Origin of the sequence: Saccharicrinis fermentans DSM 9555 = JCM 21142, from assembly GCF_000517085.1 — a bacterium.
GTDB lineage: Bacteria > Bacteroidota > Bacteroidia > Bacteroidales > Marinilabiliaceae > Saccharicrinis > Saccharicrinis fermentans.
Window position 1 is genome coordinate 1477533 of sequence record NZ_KI912107.1, and the last position, 20201, is coordinate 1497733.

Annotated in this window: 11 protein-coding genes; 10 read left to right on the plus strand and 1 reads right to left on the minus strand. The window is 37.0% G+C overall.

Annotated elements, in window-relative coordinates; genetic code table 11:
• Window positions 1-16: 16 nt before the first annotated feature.
• The gene (locus tag CYTFE_RS0105975; RefSeq protein WP_044212307.1) at window positions 17-2236 is read right to left on the minus strand and encodes a sensor histidine kinase; all 2220 of its coding nucleotides are present in this window, start codon (window positions 2234-2236) and stop codon (window positions 17-19) included.
• 471 nt (window positions 2237-2707) lie between these two features.
• Between CYTFE_RS0105975 and CYTFE_RS0105980 the strand changes: the two genes are divergently transcribed.
• The 10 genes from CYTFE_RS0105980 (at window position 2708) to CYTFE_RS0106030 (ending at window position 20173) form a co-directional block, all read left to right on the plus strand.
• Window positions 2708-3286 carry an RNA polymerase sigma factor gene (locus CYTFE_RS0105980; protein WP_044212286.1) on the plus strand — a complete coding sequence of 193 codons (579 nt, stop codon included), beginning with the start codon at window positions 2708-2710 and terminating at the stop codon, window positions 3284-3286.
• 14 nt (window positions 3287-3300) lie between these two features.
• Window positions 3301-3681 (plus strand): hypothetical protein, encoded by a 381-nt coding sequence (locus tag CYTFE_RS0105985; protein ID WP_027471067.1) that lies wholly within the window; start codon window positions 3301-3303, stop codon window positions 3679-3681.
• A gap of 9 nt (window positions 3682-3690) precedes the next feature.
• Window positions 3691-4230 (plus strand): Spy/CpxP family protein refolding chaperone, encoded by a 540-nt coding sequence (locus CYTFE_RS0105990; protein WP_027471068.1) that lies wholly within the window; start codon window positions 3691-3693, stop codon window positions 4228-4230.
• Window positions 4231-4386: 156 nt separating this feature from the next.
• Window positions 4387-4965 (plus strand): Spy/CpxP family protein refolding chaperone, encoded by a 579-nt coding sequence (locus CYTFE_RS0105995; protein WP_027471069.1) that lies wholly within the window; start codon window positions 4387-4389, stop codon window positions 4963-4965.
• A gap of 198 nt (window positions 4966-5163) precedes the next feature.
• The gene (locus CYTFE_RS0106000; protein WP_027471070.1) at window positions 5164-6063 is read left to right on the plus strand and encodes an ABC transporter ATP-binding protein; all 900 of its coding nucleotides are present in this window, start codon (window positions 5164-5166) and stop codon (window positions 6061-6063) included.
• A 75-nt stretch (window positions 6064-6138) separates the two neighbouring features.
• On the plus strand, window positions 6139-9468 hold the full coding sequence (locus CYTFE_RS0106005) for a golvesin C-terminal-like domain-containing protein (protein WP_027471071.1): 3330 nt from the start codon (window positions 6139-6141) through the stop codon (window positions 9466-9468).
• Between the two features lie 20 nt (window positions 9469-9488).
• Window positions 9489-10967 (plus strand): TolC family protein, encoded by a 1479-nt coding sequence (locus CYTFE_RS0106010; RefSeq protein ID WP_027471072.1) that lies wholly within the window; start codon window positions 9489-9491, stop codon window positions 10965-10967.
• A gap of 10 nt (window positions 10968-10977) precedes the next feature.
• Entirely contained in the window at window positions 10978-12033 is a 1056-nt protein-coding gene (locus CYTFE_RS0106015) for an efflux RND transporter periplasmic adaptor subunit (RefSeq protein ID WP_027471073.1), read from the plus strand.
• Window positions 12034-12110: 77 nt separating this feature from the next.
• Entirely contained in the window at window positions 12111-15185 is a 3075-nt protein-coding gene (locus CYTFE_RS0106020; protein WP_027471074.1) for an efflux RND transporter permease subunit, read from the plus strand.
• Window positions 15186-15457: 272 nt separating this feature from the next.
• Entirely contained in the window at window positions 15458-20173 is a 4716-nt protein-coding gene (locus CYTFE_RS0106030; protein WP_027471076.1) for an efflux RND transporter permease subunit, read from the plus strand.
• The last annotated feature ends 28 nt before the right edge of the window (window positions 20174-20201 follow it).

A 20201-nucleotide genomic window follows, 5' to 3' on the forward strand; every position in this document is an offset into this window, starting at 1 on the left:
GCATTTCTTACAAAGACTAAATAGTTGGAATTGTAAAGGTGAAGGTAGATCCATTGTTGAGATCTGATTCTACATATATTTCGCCACCCAAAAGGTGAATCAAACTTTTTGATATGGATAAGCCGAGTCCTGTTCCTGAAAGTAGTTTCTTGGTGGTTTTTTCTGCCTGTCTGAAACGGTCAAATATAATAGCTTGATCTTCAGGGGATATCCCTTCGCCAGTGTCGGATACACTGATAGTGAGAATATGGTTTTTATTTTGTTTGTACATAAGTACAATTTCTCCTTCGTGGGTAAATTTAACGGCGTTAGATATTAGATTTAAGATAATCTGTTGCAGTCTGAATGGATCAGAATAGATGTAATTAGTGGGTGTATTTGATTCTTTGTCTACAATCAATGATATGGATTTGTTTCCTGCTTTAATAAGTGAATTGCCGGCAAATTGTATGTTATTTAATATCTTATGAAGATCGAATTTTTCTTTTCGAATCATTAATTGTCCTGATTCTATTTTAGAAAGATCCACAATATCATTGATCAGATGTAACAGGGTTTCCCCGCTATTCTTTATCTGGGACAAATAGTTTGATTTTTCATCTTCTTTCAATTCATGACACATCAAAATATCGGAGAAACCTAGTATGGCATTCATGGGTGTTCTTATTTCATGACTCATGTTTGCAAGAAATGACGATTTTAAACGGTCACTTTCTTCGGCTCTTTCTTTGGCTATTTTTAGTTGTGCTTCAAATTCTTTTTGTGATGATATTTCCATAATAATTCCGGTGAGTCGCAAGGGTTTATCATTTAAATCGCGCTCTGTTATTTTTCCACTGATGGAGAAATAACGTAATGTGCCATTTTTAGTGTACATCTGAATTTCTAACTTAAAAATAGGTTCAATACCTTTTAAATGAAGAATTAAAGCTTCTTTTATTTGAGGTAAATCATCTGGCTTGAACAATTTTCGCCAGTTACTGATGTCTATTTTTAACTCTCTGGAAGACCGATAGCCTAAAAGTGTAGCGAAGTTATTATTATAAATCATATTTCTTGATCGTAACTGAATATCCCACAATCCTTCATTGGCACCATTTAAAGCCAACTCTAGTCTTTCCTCACTTTCTATCAGCTTTAACTCTATGTTTTTTCGTTTAATAATATTGGTCATCAGAAATAGAATAATGATAATCAATATAATTAATGCACTTAAAAAGTATAATAATTGCTTCTTGAATTTAATATATGATGGGATAGTCTTGTTCTCAAAAACAGCATTAGAGGGTAGGTGTTGTTCATTCAGTTTGTATCTTTTAATAAGATTGAAATCAAATTTTAACCTGTATTTTGTATCCATCAAATTTTCTATATGTTGATTCGGATTTTCAATGCGTTTTTTTAATATATGAGCGGCATCATAGCCTTGATCGTAGGATGATATAAGACTTCCTCCTACAATGAAATCTCCCAACAAAAAATCCCAAAAGCTATAGATGGGTATGTGTATGTCCTTCAATAATTCTTCTCCTACATGTTTTATTTCTACAGGAATTTTGTATTTGTCTGTATATAGGCTTAATAGAACGATGGCTTTGCGTTCTGGAATTATATTTTTTAATCTTTTTTTAAAGTCATTGTAATTACTGCCATCCAAAATGATGTATGGCTGTTGTGGTTTGTATTGGCTTAAAACATCTAAAAATTGTTGTAAAAATATTTTTCCTGAAAGAGTTTGATCCGATATGACCACAAGTGAATCGATGGATGGTTGAAGCTGAAAGATGGCATTCAGTGTATTACGAACATCTAATTCTTCTTTTACCCCTTTTATTCTGTTTTGATTATACTTTAATTGATGAATATTGTTGACACCACATACTACTACTGGAATATTTTTGTTCCATATGTGATCACCTTTTTTTAAAAAGAAGTCGAAAGCATAATTGTCGGCACATATAATTCCATCTAAGGCTATATCACTATATTTGTATTTGTACAGATTTTCCAGTTCATAGAAGAAGCCTTTGTTTTGAAAGCGTTTATAGTCCATGTATTCTACAAATACACGTGTTTTATGTTTGGGCTGCATGCCATTTATTACGCCTTGGGTTAATTGATCTGTCCATTCATAGCCGGTATGGTAGGAGTGGAGTAGCAGAATATTCGTTATTTTTTCTCCCTGAACTTCTAGGCAGGATAATAGCAATAGGAAGATTGTTAAAAATAATTTCATGTTCTTTAGCTGAAAAATCGTTGGTTTAGGTATCAAGTATTCATTCATGTTAGTGAGCTATAGAAAAAGATATGACCGTTGTTCTGCCATTAAAGAAATGAGATACACATTCAATATGCTTAAATTCATTTTCAATGTATATATAAGTTTAAGTAAAAAAATAGGCACCCATGTGTTATAATTTCTTGGTATGGCCAGTTCATAGGCTGCACAATTTTATTGATTGTATATGATTAAGACATTATAAACGATCGATTTACTAAAGATATAAAAAAAGTTGGAATGAGCTGTACGAAAAAATGAATCAGAAAACAACGAAATGTCTTTCTTGTGGAAGCAAAAGATATATTAAATGCGTAGTGACGTGTATGAGAATAATAAATATTTAAAAGATATGCCTTTTTATACTACTTTTAAATGAGGGGTATTTTAGAATATGTCGTCTAAATTTCAAAATAGCATTACAACCATATGGTGCAATCAGATAAAGAGCTTGTAAATCAAATATTGGAGGGCGATATCCAAAGCTTTGAAACCTTGGTGAATGAGTTTAAGGAGCGGGTAATGAATATTTGCTATTCCTACACCAACGACTTAAGCGATGCTGAGGATATTTCGCAGGAGGTGTTTGTTGAGATCTTCAAATCATTGAGAAAGTTCAAAGGAGAATCTTCCTTGTCAACATGGGTGTTTAGAATTGCTTCTAATAAATCACTGGATCATATTCGTAAGCAAAAAAGGACAAAAAGGGGAGCCGGATTAACATCTTATATCAATGATTTTAAAAATAATGATTGGTCCGTAGATCATATGAATCATCCGGATGAAGAAATGATGCAAAATCAAAGGAAAGAACTGTTATATAAGGGCCTCTCAAAACTCTCAGGTAGACAAAAAGAGGCTTTTGTGCTCACGCAGATCGAAGGAATGAATCAACAGATGGTTAGCAAAATGATGAATACCTCTGTAAAGAGTGTTGAATCGCTGGTTATGAGAGCACGTAAAAAGTTGAAAGCAATACTTGAAAAGCAAATAAAAGAATATTTGTAAAAAAATAGTGAGGGATGAATAAAATGTTGACGTCTAATAAAGAAAGGAGAACGATCATGAAGAAGCTTAATGAAAATATAGAAAACGAAATTGACCTTATATTGCAAAGCGGTGTGAAAAAAGATAGGGTAAAGACGTCTCCTTTTTTTACAACACGTGTAATGGGTAAGGTTGAACAGTTGGAAACAGAATCTGTATGGTTACCCAGATTATCCGCTATTTTGCGACCAGCTTTAGTTTTGCTGGTCATCGTTAATGTAATTAATTACTACGTCTATGATGCTTCGATGGCCATGGATACTTCCAACGAAAGTGGTGTGGAATTAGCTGCAAATGATTATGCAGCCTGGAATAGCGATTTTATTTTGACAGATGATGTTCTGCTTGATAATTAATAATTTAAGATGGATAAAAAACATTATATCATTATCATTGCCTTTCTGGTTGTCTTGAATATCTTTTCATGGAGGATTTGGTGGGATTCACCTACTCCTAAGAGTAATAATGACAAAGAACAAGTTGGTAATGGATCCGGACGGAGAGGCGGCAAAGATAGTAAGAACTTTTTTGCCGAGAAACTAAAATTAAGTCCTGCACAAAAAATAGAATTTGCTAAATTAAAAGCATCCTACTCAGTTAATGTGGAGGCTGTTAAGGACAGCATGAATATTGTTCGAAAGCTTTTGTTAAGCACTATTACCGATACCAGCCACAATGCTTCCAGTGAGCTATTGTTTAAAGACATGGCTAGCTATAAATTACAGATGGAGCAGTTGACAATGCAGTACTTTGTAAATATGAGAAGTTTATGTAATGAGAAACAAAAGAGAATGTTTGATGAGCTGATGACCCGAATTATGGATCCTTCAGCTCGACATAAAGAACGTGGGAAATTCCGTAATCGCAAAAGAGGTGAGGGAACGGAGCATCCCCAGAAAAACTAAAATGTCAGGCTAGAAGCGTGTTGTAACAATGAAAACGCTCAGGTTTATATGCATATTCGATTACTAGTGTCTTATGTGAATATTAACTTTTGAAGTCGGGAAACGATTTTAGCCTTATTAACAGATTGAGTGATTATTTATAAAAAAAAAAGAACGATGAAAGCAAATAAAATAGTAAGATTAATGATTGCCGTTGCCCTAGTAGGGGTATTGATTGTTGGAAGCGCATGGGGTTATAACGATCAGGATGGCCGAAGGGATAGAACAGGACATGGTAGATTTGACGCACAAAAGGGGTTGGATTTGACAGATGCACAGATGAAGGAAATAAAAGCTCTGAGAATTTCCTTTACCAAGGAAATGACTCCGGTAAAAAATAAGATCGGTATTAAAATGGCTGAACTCAAAGCTGCTTCTACTGGAGATAATGTAGATACCAAAAAAGTCAATAAATTGTTGGAAGAAATAGGTGAACTTAAAACTGAAGTAGCTAAAAAAAGTTTTACTAACAGACTAAAAGTTCGTAGTTTATTGTCTGAAGATCAAAAAGTTATGTTTGATGCCAATGCCGGAAGAGGACATAAAGGAAGACATGGTAAAGCCATGCGCCAGGGTAAACAGCCTCGCCAAGGTGCAGCTCATAAAGGAATGAGGAGACAAGGAGGTCAGGATAGAAGATTTGGAGGCGCTGATGCCAATTGTGATGTGGATTTAGAAAATAATATTCAAGGATAAGGGTGATTTGGTTAGGCTACAAGGGGAGTGTCTGTTTTAGCCTGATTTATTCATGAATAGGTCAGGCTAGTTGCTCCCTTGTAGTTTTTTGTGAAGTATGCAAAAATTATTCTTTTAACACTATTCATATTACAGCGCTATTTTATAGTGCTTTTATCTATATTTAGTCATAATCATATAACGTTAAAAATATCTACATTGAATATATCTATTCAAAATCTGAACAAAGTATATGGTAATAACTATCAGGCGCTTACTGATGTTAACTTGAATATTGAACCAGGAATGTTCGGTTTACTGGGACCTAACGGTGCGGGAAAGTCTACCTTAATGAAAATTCTGGTTACTTTGTTGAGCCCTTCCACTGGTGAAATCATGGTGAATGGTATGCCACTGAGTAAAAATAGAAAAGAGGTAAGGTCAATGATTGGGTACCTACCGCAGGATTTTCGTTTTTTTGCTAAGTTAAAAACCTATGAGTTTTTAGATTACGCCGCTTCTTTAGCAGGTATTACTAGCCGAAAAGAGAGAAGAAACGAAGTGGAGAAACTACTGGAACAAGTGGGTTTATATGAAGTTCGCAATCGTTATGCCAATAAGCTTTCAGGTGGGATGAAACGTAGGTTGGGTATTGCGCAAGCCATTGTGGGTGATCCTAAAATGGTGATAGTGGATGAACCTACCACCGGACTTGATCCAGAAGAACGTATTCGTTTTAGAAATATACTGACCGACCTCAGTCAAAGAGATGTTATCATTATATTATCCACGCATATTGTGGGAGATATATCCAGTACATGTACACAGATGGCACTACTTAATGAAGGTAAAATAGGTTTCAAAGGTAGCCCCAATCAGTTTTTAGAAATGTCCAGAGGAAAGGTTTGGCGGACACATGTGAATTTTGACTTGATGGAAGAGTTTAAACAAAAATATCCAGTGATTACGACAATTCCTGATGCGAAAGGTTATGAGGTGGAGTTGATCGCTCCAAATTCAGACGATTTTGAAGGTTTGTCCATTGAACCAAACTTGGAACATGCTTATGTTTATTTTATGGAGTATGTGGCAGGACAGGAGAAAATCATGCAGCCATAGTTGGGGGTATGAATGCATATGTCATGTGCTAAAAGTGAATCGTTAACATAGTAAATCAAAGAAAAATGAATAGAAATGCATAAGCCATTATTTACAGTTGCTCGTTTCGAAGTCAAAACATTATTACGAAGTTGGTTTTTTAGAATTTTCTCGCTGATAGCTGTTGGCCTATTGTTAGCTTTTAATATCGGTGCTGCTACAGAAATAGGCAATGCTAATTGGCCTGATAGAATGATGGTTGGAGGATTACCATATATGAATTTATGGGTCCTGAATATTGTACAGGCTATTATTGCCGTATTTCTTTCGGCCGACTTTTTAAGTAGGGATAAAAAACTAGACACAACTGAAGTTATATATGTGAGGAATATGTCTAATTTTCAGTATGTTGCAGGTAAAACACTGGGTATTCTCTCGGTTTTCGGCGGACTGAATTTGCTTGTGCTGGCCATTACTTTTGTTATTAATTTCGTAAGCCCCGATGCTGGATTTGACATCGTGACCTATGTTATGTATCCTCTAATTATTTCCTTTCCAACTTTAATGTTTATCCTTGGATTGTCTTTTTTTGTTATGCAATTAGTGAGAAATCAGGCAGTTACATTTATATTGGTATTGGGGTATATTGCCACTACTATTTTTTATCTCAAAGGGAAGCATTTTGGAGTGTGGGACTTTATCACCTTTAATACTCCCTTGGCCTATTCATCGTATGTTGGTTTTACAAACATTTCTCAGTTAGTTTTAATTAGGGGAGGCTATTTTTTAATGGGCCTTTCATTTATTCTGTTAACAATTTTTAAGTTGCCTCGTTTATCCCAGACTAAGCTGGGTAGTAAAGTAATGATATTTCCTGCTATTATTATTATGCTATTAGCGCTTTCAGGTTTTGCTTATCACGTGATTCAAAATGTGCATAATGAATCATTAATAGAACAGCAGGCACAACAAGAAAAAGCACTTCCGATTAATGCTGGTTATGAAATCTCTAATTATGATATAGTATTAGCACATCAAGGAAACAAAATAACCGGAGATGTCTCTTTTAATGTAGTTAATACAGCTCAAAATAAAGTTATTAAACAATTACAGTTTTTCTTTAATAATGGACTTAAAGTAAATGAAGTTTTGGTTAATGGGAGCCAAGCAAGCTTTTCTCAGAAATTAAATTTTTTATATGTTCATGGTATAAAAACACCAGAAAAAATATTTTCGCTTAAAGTTTCCTTTAGTGGCACACCCAATGATAAGTTGGCTTATTTCGACTTAAGTAGAGAGGAACGAGAAGGTCTGCATCGCTATGATCCATTGGTCGCCGGTAAAAAAAGTTGCTTTTCAACCTCCGGTTATTTATTATTAACCAAAGAGAGTTTCTGGTATCCGGTAGTCGCTGAACGAAATGCTTTCAGAATACAAAAATTCTTCACTTATAACTTGAAGATAAAATCATCCAGCGGGCTTCATTTTATATCGCAGGGAAAAAAAACGGAAAAAGACGGGTGGACCTATTTTAAGGGAGATAAACCCTATACTAAAGTCAGCCTGATTGGAGGTCCTTATCTTACCAAATCAGTGGAAGTAGATAGTGTTCAATTTGCTGTTTCGGTGCGTAATGATGGCTTCTTCTTTGAAAAGTATTTTGAAAATTTAGGAGATACCCTACCTTCACTAATTCAGGAAATAAAACAAGATTACGAAAGAAAGTTAGGGGTGAAATATCCTTATAAACGATTGTCGCTGGTAGAAATTCCCTTACATTTTTATGCACATTTTAGAGGTTGGTCTATAAGTAATGACAATACACAACCAGAAATGATATTTGTACCCGAAGTGGGAGCAGGAATAAGAGACTTTAACTTATCCAGTAGGGTTCAGAGCGAGCAGCAAAGAGCCAAGCGCGATAATAAAGAGCTATTGGATAAGGAAATGGAAACAAATGTTTTTATGAACTTAATCGGAAATACTTTTGCTCAACCTGTTCAGGGGAGACGTTTTTTTAGGAGCGAAAGCAATGTGGGAAGAACCTTAGATAGCTGGAGTGCTTATTCTGTTTTTCCTTTGTATTATAATTATGTGTATAGCTTAAATGAAGATGATCTTCCTTTTTTAAATATGTGTTTGGAATCATATATGCTGAATCGGGTGCATGATTCTAATGGTCGTTTCGGTAGGATGAGTTCTACCGATAAATCTATCTTATTCTTAAATAAAAACAAGGGAAGTTTAAAAGAATTGGCAGATAAGGAAGACTTGGAAATTAGTATTGCTGATATAATGGTTACAGTCGGGAATAATCAGTTTGCCATAGCTCAATCCAGAGTTGGAGTAGATAATTTTAGTATTTATATAGATAGTTTGCTAAGGACACACCAAATGCAACTTATAGGGCAAGCGTCAGTTAATAAGTTGATTACAGGAGATGATGGAGCCGAAAGTACTATCAATACCAATGCCAATGTGGAATTACCTTCTTTTTTGTTTGGAAAAAGTCAAGCTTATGAATTTATTGATGGTAATAGAAAAAGATATTATGTAAGTATAGAAGTGGCCAATAAAGGTGAAACGAACGGCATTATAAAAGCCTCTTTACAGGGAGGTAGAGGCGGCAGAGGAGGCAGAGGCGGTGGAGGTCGTAGAGGAATGTCCACTAGCTTTGAGGAAATTTACCTGATTGAAAAAGGAGAGAATGTAAGAATAGGTATTGTTGTAGACAATGCGCCACGCATGATGTCTATCCATACTTACCTGTCCAAAAATGTTCCCTCGGATACTCGTTTTCCAGTGGCTGATTTTAAAGAAGCTCCGGTTGGTTTTCAGGCGCATGTGGGTAAAATGCCCTTGGATAAAGAGGTATCAATTATTCAAGCCAACGAAACGATAGTGGATAACGAAGATGAAGGGTTTTCGGTAGTGAATACATCGGGCAGAAAAACGCTTAAAGAGGTCATCCTCACAATGCAGGATGAAGAAAATGTTGAAAATGGTTCAGAATACAAAACATTATCTTTTTATCGTCCGGCCACCAGATGGACACCAGTGTTAAATTCTATGTCTTTTGGTGAGTTTACCAAATCTGTATATTATAAAAAAGCAGGGGATGGAAATGCTGTCGCCCAGTTTAAGGCAAAACTGGATGTTACAGGACGGTATAATGTTTATGCGATGATCCCTTCTCAACGATTGGGTAATTTCCGTGGTCGTGATCCTAAGGATGCAAGCTATATCTTTACGGTACACCATGATGATGGTGAGGATTTGGTAGAAGTGCCTATTGATCAGGATGAATCAGAATGGGCGTTCCTTGGAGAATATTATTTTTCGGAAGGGGAGGCCATCGTTGAATTATCTGATAAAACAACCAAAAGAGTGGTGATTGCCGATGCTGTTAAATGGGTTAAACTTTAAAAAATTACAACTTAAATTATATGTGCCACAACAAACTTAGAATAACGCTTGTATTATCCGGATTGCTTTGTGCTTCAGGAATCTTTTCGCAACGGATACTCTCATTGCAACAAGCTATCGAGCAAGCTATGAAATCAAGTCCGCTTATTCAGTCTTCTAGATTGTCGCTAACGCAAAGCGAAGAAAACCTGAAGGCCCAGCGGGCTGCCCTGAAATCTAATTTTAGTTTAAATGTAAATCCGTTGGACTATACCCATGAGCGATTGTTTAGTGATCAGTTCTCGGAATGGTATACTGTGGAAAGTTATAGTAGCCTAGGTAATTTAAATATATCACAGCCTATTTTATGGACAGATGGTGTATTGTCATTAAATAATACCCTGCAGTACCGAGACAATTCAAGTACAAGTGGTTTTGCTTCGGGGGGTGGATTAAAAGGATTTAGCAATAGTTTGGATTTAACATTGGAACAGCCTCTTTTTACCTACAATAGAACCAAAGTTGAACTGCAGGAGTTGGAGTTGAGCTATGAAAATGCAGCAATGAGTTATGCGTTGCAAGAGTTAAGTGTAGAAAATTCTGTGACACAATCTTTTTATAAGGTTTATCAGTCGCAAATGGCACTTAATATCTCGCGCGAAGAGTACGAAAATCGTAAACAAAGTTATGAGATTATTAAAAATAAAGTGGAAGGTGGATTAACAGCCAAAGAAGAGCTGTATCAGGCAGAACTAGATTTAATGACCAGCGAGTCTACGATGAAAGACAATGAGGTGACCTTTGAAAATGACAAAGATAATTTTAAGCAGATGTTGGGGATTGATCTGGAAGAAGAGATTATGGTATTGGCTGATATATCTGTGGTACCTGTTGATGTGGAACTTGATGCTGCCATCCAACACGGATTGACAAATAGAATGGAGCTTAGACAACGTGAAATAGCTATTGAAAACGGACAGTTTGATTTAATTAGAACAAATGCATTAAATGAGTTTAAAGGTGACCTGACTTTGAAGTTTGGTTTGTTTGGCGAAAATGAAGATGTACATAATGTATTTGAAGATCCTACCAATAGTCAAAATATATCGGTAGGATTAACCATTCCACTGTGGGATTGGGGTGAGAAGAAAGCACGCCTTAAAGCTGCACAAGCTGCTTTGGAAATGAAACACAATGATTTGAGAGATGAAGAGATCGATATTAAGTTGACGATACGACAAGTATTTAGAAGTCTGGAAAATAATTTACGTCAAATAGAGATAGCCCGTAAAAACTTGGAAAATGCACAGTTGACCTATGAGATAAATCTTGAAAAATATAAAAATGGCGATTTAACAAGTATGGATTTGAATTTGGTGCAAAATCAGCTAACAAGCAAAAAGAACCAACTCACCAATTCTATTATTAGCTACAAATTGGAGCTGCTGAATATGAAAATTCAAAGTATGTACGATTTCGAAAATAATGTTCCTGTAACACCTCAATTCACAAAGAAATAATTCTATAACTATGTTTAATAAGTATATTCCAATAGCATTTTTAGGCCTAGTCATGATGGCCTGCAACGACCAACAAAATAAATTCTCAGCTGATATTGCCATTCCGGTTACGGTGGAAGAAGTAAAACTAGATAATATTCAGGAGGTGTTTACTGCTACAGGAACCATTATGTCGGAGTATGAAACCACGGTGACCAGTGAGGCATCCGGAGAATATTACTTACAAGTGAATCCGCGTACTGGTGAGTATTATAAAATGGGTGATCAGATAAAAAAAGGAGAGATAATTATTAAAATTAAAGACCTGGAGTACGAGAATGAGGTTAACCTGGAAGGTGCGAAAATAGATTTGGATATTTCGGAGATGGAATATGAAAAGCAAAAAGCTTTGTACGAAAAAGGAGGTGTAACCTTACGTGAATTAGTGACTGGTGAAAAACAGCTGGTAACAGCCAAAAAAACCTACGAAAATGCCATTATACAATTGAATAAAATGAAAGTGACCGCTCCTTTTGATGGGGTTATAACCGATTTGCCCTATTTCTCGCAAGGGGTTGAAATAGAACAAGGTGAAGATGTTTTGCAGCTGATGAGTTATAAGGAGATGGTGATGGATTTAATGTTACCTGAAAGTCAAATTACCAAGGTGTCGCTCAAACAAAAAGCATGGATCACCAATTATGCTTTACCTGAAGATACCATTATAGGGATGCTCAGTGAAATATCTCCGGCGATTGATGTGGATTCCAGAACTTTTAAAGGAAGGTTAGTCATTGATAATAGGGAGGCTAAACTTCGTCCAGGCATGTTTGTGAAAGCCGATATAATTGTGGATAAAAAAGATAGTGTGGTGGTTATATCCAAAGACGCTATTGTGGTCAGAACTGATGGCAAAGCGGTGTTTGTTACACGCGGAGAAACAGCCAGAGAAGTTAAAATAAATACCGGCATGGAAAATAACGGAAGAGTAGAGGTTCTGGATGGATTAAAACCAGAAGATCGATTAATTATCAAAGGCTTTGAAACGCTGAAAGATCGTTCTAAGATTAAGGTGCTTAATAAATAAGTTAATAAAATTAAATGACGAAATAGTATATTCTCACTTCATATGAGTCTTTTTGTCGTTCAGCTAATATCTGTTTAATGAAAAAGCTTGCACAGTTTTCTGTTAATTATCCCGTTACGGTAGCCATGATCGTTCTAGGCATCGTATTATTGGGATTTATATCCTTTTCTCGTTTAGGAACGGATTTGTTTCCTGACTTGAATAATCCACGTATTGTGGTTGAAATTGAGGCGGGAGAACGTCCTCCGGAAGAAATCGAGAAACAATTTATAGAACCCATGGAAGGTACAATCATTCGACAAAGTGGAGTGACCAATGTGGGTTCATTGAGCAAAGTAGGATCTGCTCAAATTACCGTTGAGTATAATTGGGATCAGGACATGGACGAGGCCTTTTTGGATTTACAAAAGGCGTTGACCAGTTATAGCCAGGACGAAGATATCGAAGAATTGAATATCTACCGAAACGATCCCAATGCTTCACCTGTGATGCTTGCCGCCGTTTCAAACCCGGATATTACTGATATGGACGAATTGAGAAAAGTAGCCCAAAATTATATCCGAAACGAGCTTATTAGAGTGGATGGTATTGCTGATGTACGTTTATCTGGGGATGAAACCAAAGAGATCCTTATCGAAACAGATCCTTATATCTTGGAGTCGCATAACATTAGCTCTTCTACGATCGTTACCAAAATTGAAAATTATAACCGAAATGTTTCCGGAGGTTCCATTGAAGATCTGGGACAAAAATATATTATCAAGGGTGTAAGTATTTATCAATCACCACAGGATTTGGGTAACCTGGTTGTGGGACAAACTTTGGTGAGTGACGAAAGTGGTCAGTCTAAAGAAGTGCCTTTGTTGTTGAAAGATGTGGCAACGGTTTCCTATAAAAATCAGGATCCGCTAAATATTGTTCGTTTGGATGGTAAACGTTGTATCGGATTATCTATTTATAAAGAAACAAAATATAATACGGTTGCGGCTGTTGATGCTCTTAATGAAGGTTTTGAGAAGGTGAAAAAGGCCTTACCTGGCTATGAAATTACTATTATCAAAAATCAGGGTAAGTTTATCAACGATGCCATCGGTGAGGTCAAAGACAGTGCCCTGATTGGTGTTGTGTTTGCTGTTTTGGTACTGTTTTTATTCCTTCGCAGAATTGGAACAACACTGGTGGTGAGTGCCGCCATCCCTATCTCTATTATTGCAACATTTAATTTAATGTACTTCAATGGATTAACATTAAATATAATGACACTTGGGGGACTGGCCCTGGGAGCTGGTATGTTGGTGGATAATGCTATAATTGTGGTGGAGAATATTTTTAGTCTGCTCGAAAAAGGTAGGTCATTGCGTGAAGCCGCTGTTGAAGGAACCGCCAAAGTGGGAGGCGCTCTCGTGGCCTCTACCTTAACTACCATCGTTGTTTTTCTTCCCATCGTTTATTTGCATGGCGCTTCGGGTGAATTATTTAAAGATCAGGCATGGACGGTTGCTTTTTCTCTTCTTTCTTCTTTATTTGTGGCTCTTTTAATTATCCCTATACTAAGTGTATTATTGCTGGGCAGACGTCCTGATAAAATTAAATTGCAGCATAAAACATATCCTCGTTATTCACGCTTTTTAAGCGGAATGATCGATCATAGATATTGGGTGATATTGGGCGCGACTGTATTGGTGGTCCTAAGTTATTTTTCTATTTCATTGGTAGGAAGCGAATTTATGCCCCAGGCTAAAACACGTGAGTTTTCTATTGAAGTGACCTTGCCTGCGGGAGCAGGTCTGGAAAGGACCGCTTCTACCATGCACTCCATGGAAGAGATGATAAGAGAAGGACTGAATGGGCATTGGGCACATGTTTATGCACATTCCGGACCTCAAACAGATTTGTCGGGAACTGATAAAAGTGTTTTTGAAGGTGAAAATACTGGTTTTATAAAGATTATATTAAACGAGGATACTCCTTATTCAACGGATGATTTTATTCCTATTTTAAATAATTTGTTTTCTGGAATCTCTGGTCTGGAACTGGAATATATACAGGACGAAACTGCTTTGGGTGAGATTTTAGGTAATGATTCTGCACCCATTATCGTTGAGTTGATTGGTGATGATTTGGATGTGTTGGATAAACTGACAGATCAGGTATATGAAAGCCTAATAAATGAGGAAGAATTATATAATGTAAAAAGTTCTTTTGAGGAAGGTGTGCCGGAAGTAAATGTGGTTATTGATCGGTATCGAGCGGGTATTTTTAATATTACAGCTTCTTCTATTATCACGCAGTTACAAGAGTTTTTGATGGGTAAGGATGCTGGAAGCATTGAAAGTGAGGGGGAACTAACAGATATCACGCTAAAAATGCCCGATTATGAATTGAAAGATCTGAATAATTTTGTGATTGAAAATGGTGATGAGTCTTATCGACTTAGCGAACTTGCTCGCATCAGCATAGGTTCGTCACCTAAGGAAGTGATTCGTAATAACCAAAACCGTGTGGGACGAATATCTGCTCATATGAAAGGGAATATTCCTGTGGATAAATTGGCGCTGAGGATTGAAAGTGTTTTGTCGGAAATTGACATGCCCACTGGATATAGATACCAAATAAAAGGTGATGAGATGATGCGAAGGGAATCTTTTAGCAGTCTTTCATTTGCCTTGTTGTTATCCGTTATATTGGTGTATATGGTGATGGCTTCTCAGTTTGAGTCATTGATTCATCCTTTTACCATTTTGCTGACGATACCTTTGGCAGGAGTAGGAGCCATTGCAGCTTTCTTAATATTGGGTAAGTCATTGAATATTATGGCTTACATTGGACTGGTTATGCTGGCAGGTATTGCGGTAAATGATTCTATTATACTGGTGGATGCCATTAATCAGCTGAAAAAAGAAGGTGCAAAGCTCAAGGATGCGGTGATTACTGCAGCTAATAATCGTTTGCGCCCTATTATTATGACTAGTTTAACCACCATCTTAGGATTGTTGCCGTTGACAATTGGCTTTGGAGAAAGCTCTGCTATTCGTTCATCCATGGCTATTGCAGTCATAGGAGGGTTGGTAACATCAACGCTTTTAACCTTGCTGGTAATACCTTGCGTGTATTACATCTTTGATGGATTGTTTAAAAAGAAAAATACATAAAAATGACATCTCCTGACATTCATCTCTGCAGAGATAACACAGAAATGATCCTTGTGGATGTGAAAAAAAAGGAAGAAGGAGGGGCGTTTGTTCTATGTAATGAGGAGATGATAAAAAGGCCTCGGGAAAGTCATAAATTCTCGCATATAAAACGATTAAACCAATGCTATATTGTTTATTAAAAAATGACATATAGCTTACAGCATTCGAATAAATATTTTACAAATCAATAGTTAACTGATCACTGCTAACTGAATACAGCTGACTGAGACATGAACTTTATAATAAAAAGAAAAGTATTGATAAGCATGTTGTTTATTGCACTCTCCATGTTAGGGATTGTGTCGTACAACCACTTATCGGTAGAGCTATACCCCGATACGGAATTTCCCGTTTTGTATGTTCAGATTGTAGGAGAAACAGAATCTGATCCTGTATATGTGGAACAGGAGGTTGTAATACCTATGGAAGGTGTTGTGGGAACACTTGAGGGCATCGAAAAAATGGAGTCTCGTATTAATCCGGGACGGGGTACCATTATTGTTTATTTAAGTAAGGATGTTGATTTTAAATATGCTTATTTAAAATTGGCAGAAAAGGTGAGTGCTTCGCAAAGTTTATTGCCAGAGGACTTTAGAGCCACTGTTATTAAAGTGGATATGCAGCAAATAACCAATCAGTTTATGCAGTTGCAGGTGCTGGGTGAGGGTGATGTGGATAGGGTGCGCTCTATTACCGACGAGCGTATCAGTGATAAACTGGAAAGTGTTGATGGAGTTGCAGGTATAGAAGTGTACGGAGGTAGAGAAAAAACAGTAGAGATTACCTTGAATAAAGATAAACTGGAAGCACTGGGTATAACCACTTCCGAAGTACGTAAAAAAATACTTAATAACGAAGGTGAGAAAACGTTTGCCGGTAGAGTGGTGGATGATAATCAGTATCTGTTTGTAAATGTTGAAGGAGAGTACAATGATATACAAGATTTGGAGAATGTAGTTATTGCTGCTGATGGCCCCATCTTATTAAAAGATATAGCTGAAATTGTATTTGGGGTGAAAGAGCAAACATCCTATAGTAGAGTAAATGCCAAAGAGGCGGTTACGATTCGTATGGCCAGAGAATCAACCGTGAATCAAATTGAGCTCTCGGCCAGGGTGAAGAAACAGGTGGAAGCATTAAATGAGCAGCTCAAATCTGAAGGAGTTGAGATTTCTATCACCTCCAACACAGCGGAAACCATGGAGGAGAATATCTCCCAAATTATTGACCTGGCACTGATAGGAAGCATCCTGGCCGTTTTTATACTATGGATATTCCTGAAAAATATTCCGCTGGTATCTTTGGTAATGCTCTCTATTCCCATATCTGTATTTTCGGCTTTTAATATTTTTTATGCATTTGATATCACCATCAATACTTTAACTTTAATAGGTATTGCACTAGCAGTAGGGATGCTTATTGATAATAGTATTGTGGTGATGGAGAATATCTACCGGGTGGCATCCACCGAAAAAGACAGAGACAAGGCTGTTATTATGGGAACCCGTGAGGTTTGGAGAGCCATTTTAGCTGCTACACTGACTACCATTACTGTTTTTCTTCCTTTTGTGTTCTCATCGAATATAATGTTTAAAATGGTAGCCAAAAATATTAGTGTTTCCATAGTGGGTACTTTAATCATATCCTTGGCTGTGGCCTTGACCTTGGTGCCTATGATGACGCACAGTATTCTTTGGTATGGTAAATCAAACGTTCAGAAACGATTGAGACGTTTGCCTTTACATAACCGCATGATTCAATCTTATTTGGTATTGCTAAAAAATGCACTTCGCCTGCCTGCACGTACTATTAATATCGCTGTACTGGGCTTCTTTTTAACCATATTTATTAGTCTGGTGGTGAGTTATCAGGTAAGTAAAGAAGTTGAAACACCTGAGTATGTAATTGATATAGAACGTCCCTCTGGATCTACATTGGAGGCTACCGATGAGATGGTAAAAGAATTGGAAAAGAGAATGGCGAATGTGGTTGAGCATGATAAAATCATCAGCCAGGTGTATGAAGAAAAAGCCAGTCTGGTGGTTCAGCTCAAAGAGGACTATAAGAAGGAGTCAGATCGTACATTGGGAGAGATCAAGGCCGATATTCAATCTAAGCTTTATGGTTTTGATGACTCAGAAATTAATCTTGAACAGGGAGGCACAACCACCGGAGGAGGTTCTGGCTTTGGAGATAATCCAGGTATGAGTATGATGGGTATGTTTGGCATAGGCCAGCAACAGGAAAGTATTGTGATTAAAGGAGAGGATTTTGATAAGATGCTCTTATTGGCCGAAGATATTAAGTATATACTGGAAGATAATATGGATGAGATGAAATCTGTACGTGTCAGTGCTGGATTTCCACGTCCTGAGGTTCATTTGGAATTTGATCCAGGCTTAATGAGTATGTATAGTGTAACACCCCAAAATGTGCTTACCGAATTATCTACCTTCCAAAGTGAATTACGCTCTGGTGGCATGCTGAAGGTAGATAACCAAGAATACGATATTGTGATGAAGGAGGAAAATCCTTATGATGATCAGGAATTACCTCCTAAAACATATGATGATTTGCAAGAGTTGAATATCATTTCTGAAGCAGGGGCTTTAGTTGCTTTGCGTGATTTTTCTGATATTATTTATGCCAGTGGCCGCGCTGAAATATTGCGGGTAAATCAACAAAAAGAAATAACTGTGAGATACTCTTTTGATCAGGAAATCAACGACTCAAAATCTCTTTTGGAGCAAGCACGCCAAGATGTTGACGATTTGGTGGCAGAGGTTAACCTACCTTCAGGAACTGCTCTGGAGGTTATACATGAAGAAGATCAGTTTCAAGAATTTTACTTCTTGATAGGAATGGCCTTTGTTTTGATATTAATGATTCTGGCCTCTGTCTTTGAATCGTTTGTGACACCCTTTGTGATGTTATTTTCCATTCCTTTGGCTGCTATTGGTTCTTTTTTAGGACTTATTTTTACAGGGAATTCATGGCTTAACCTTAATACACTCATTGGCTTTCTTATTTTATTGGGTATCGTGGTCAACAATGGTATTATTTTAATCGATTATGCCAATATTTTGCGAAAAAGAGGGATGCGACATTCGCGTGCATTGTTGCAAGCTGGAATTTCCCGGGTACGACCCATCCTTATTACTGCAGCTACCACCATTATTGCGATGTTACCTTTGGCAATGGGAAAATCAGAATATGTGGGTAGTTTGGGTGCACCCTTTGCGATCACCGTTGTGGGAGGACTCTTGGTTAGTACTTTGTTGACCCTGGTTTTTATTCCAACTTTTAGTTTTGGTTTGGAAACGGCCTTGGATTGGATCCGTTCCTTAAATGTCACATATAAATTGGTCATCTTTACTTCCTGGATCGGAGGAGTCCTGCTAATTCATCTGGTGCTAAATCATGCTTTTATTTGGATGCTGGTTGAGTATTTTGCCTGCCTGGTGGGTGTACCTGCTGTTCTGTATTTTGCTCTTACCAGCTTGCGACAAGCCAATACCCAATTGATTAAACCCGATGAGCCTATTACCATTCGTTTACAGAGTGTCGTGAAAGTATATGACCGTAGTAATAGATTTATGCGAGAATGGAAAACGGCTAAGCTTTATGGAGCTCGAGAACAGGCTATGCAGGGAATAAAAAGTTATAAGGAAGGTATAATATGGCAAATACCCTTATTGGGTTTTCTGGTTTGGATGACCTGGTTTTATTTGGAGACTTCTTTATGGAACTTTATTTTCGCCTTTGTTAGTTATTTTATTTTTCTATCCTATACAGCTTATCTCAGACAATGGCCCGATAAAAAAGACGTATTTAAACGTTGGTTTTCAGAGCGTAGCGTGATTTATAAAATAATATTATGGATTTATCCTGTTATATCATTGGCTTTGTTTGTTGTCAAATTCGACAGTATGGCTTCTGCTATCGTATGGGCATCTCTGTGGTATTTGGGTATTTATATTTATGTGACAGGTAAAAAAATACAGTCTGAGAATATTAATGTGGAGCGATTGAAAGGTCGTTTTGCAGGAGTCCGTAGGACGTGGTATATTTTTGTACGTTCTATTCCTGTAATAGGAAAACAAAAACAACCTTTTAAAGCATTGAAAGGTCTTACCTTAACTATGCAAAGTGGTATGATTGGTCTTTTGGGACCCAATGGAGCAGGTAAAACAACAATCATGCGTATCATTTGCGGTATACTTGATCAAAGTTATGGTAAGATATTCGTAAATGGAATGGACTCCCTTCGTTACAGGGAAGAATTACAAGGTCTGATCGGCTATCTTCCACAAGAATTCGGGTCTTATGAAAATATGACTTCGTTTGAATTTTTGGATTATATGGCTTTACTCAAAGGACTTCGTAAAAAAGAGGAGAGATACCAAAGAGTAGAGTATGTTTTAAAGGCGGTGCATATGTGGGACAGAAAAGATAATCCCATTGGTTCTTTTTCAGGAGGAATGAAACAACGTATTGGAATAGCTCAGATAATGCTTCATCTACCACGTATCTTGGTAGTGGATGAGCCTACTGCTGGATTAGACCCTAGGGAGAGGATACGTTTCCGGAATCTGCTGGTGGAATTGAGCCGTGACAGAATTGTTATTTTCTCTACACATATTATCGAAGATATTTCCAGTTCGTGTAACCAAGTGGCTGTCATGAAAAAAGGTGAACTCAAATATTGGGGTAAACCTTCGGAGTTGTCACAAATAACTGAGGGTAGAGTATGGACCTTCGAAGTGCCTACTGATGCCTTTGAACAGGTAAATAGTAAGTATCAGGTGGTTCATCATATTGGTACTGGTAAAACTGTTCGGGTTAGGGTTTTGGCTTCAGAAAAACCTGTTGCGGATGCAGAACTTGTCAACTCAAGCCTGGAAGACTCGTACCTTTGGTTATTAAGAAATGAAGTGAGTAAATGATAAGGTGCTTTATTTGATTTGTTTTTAT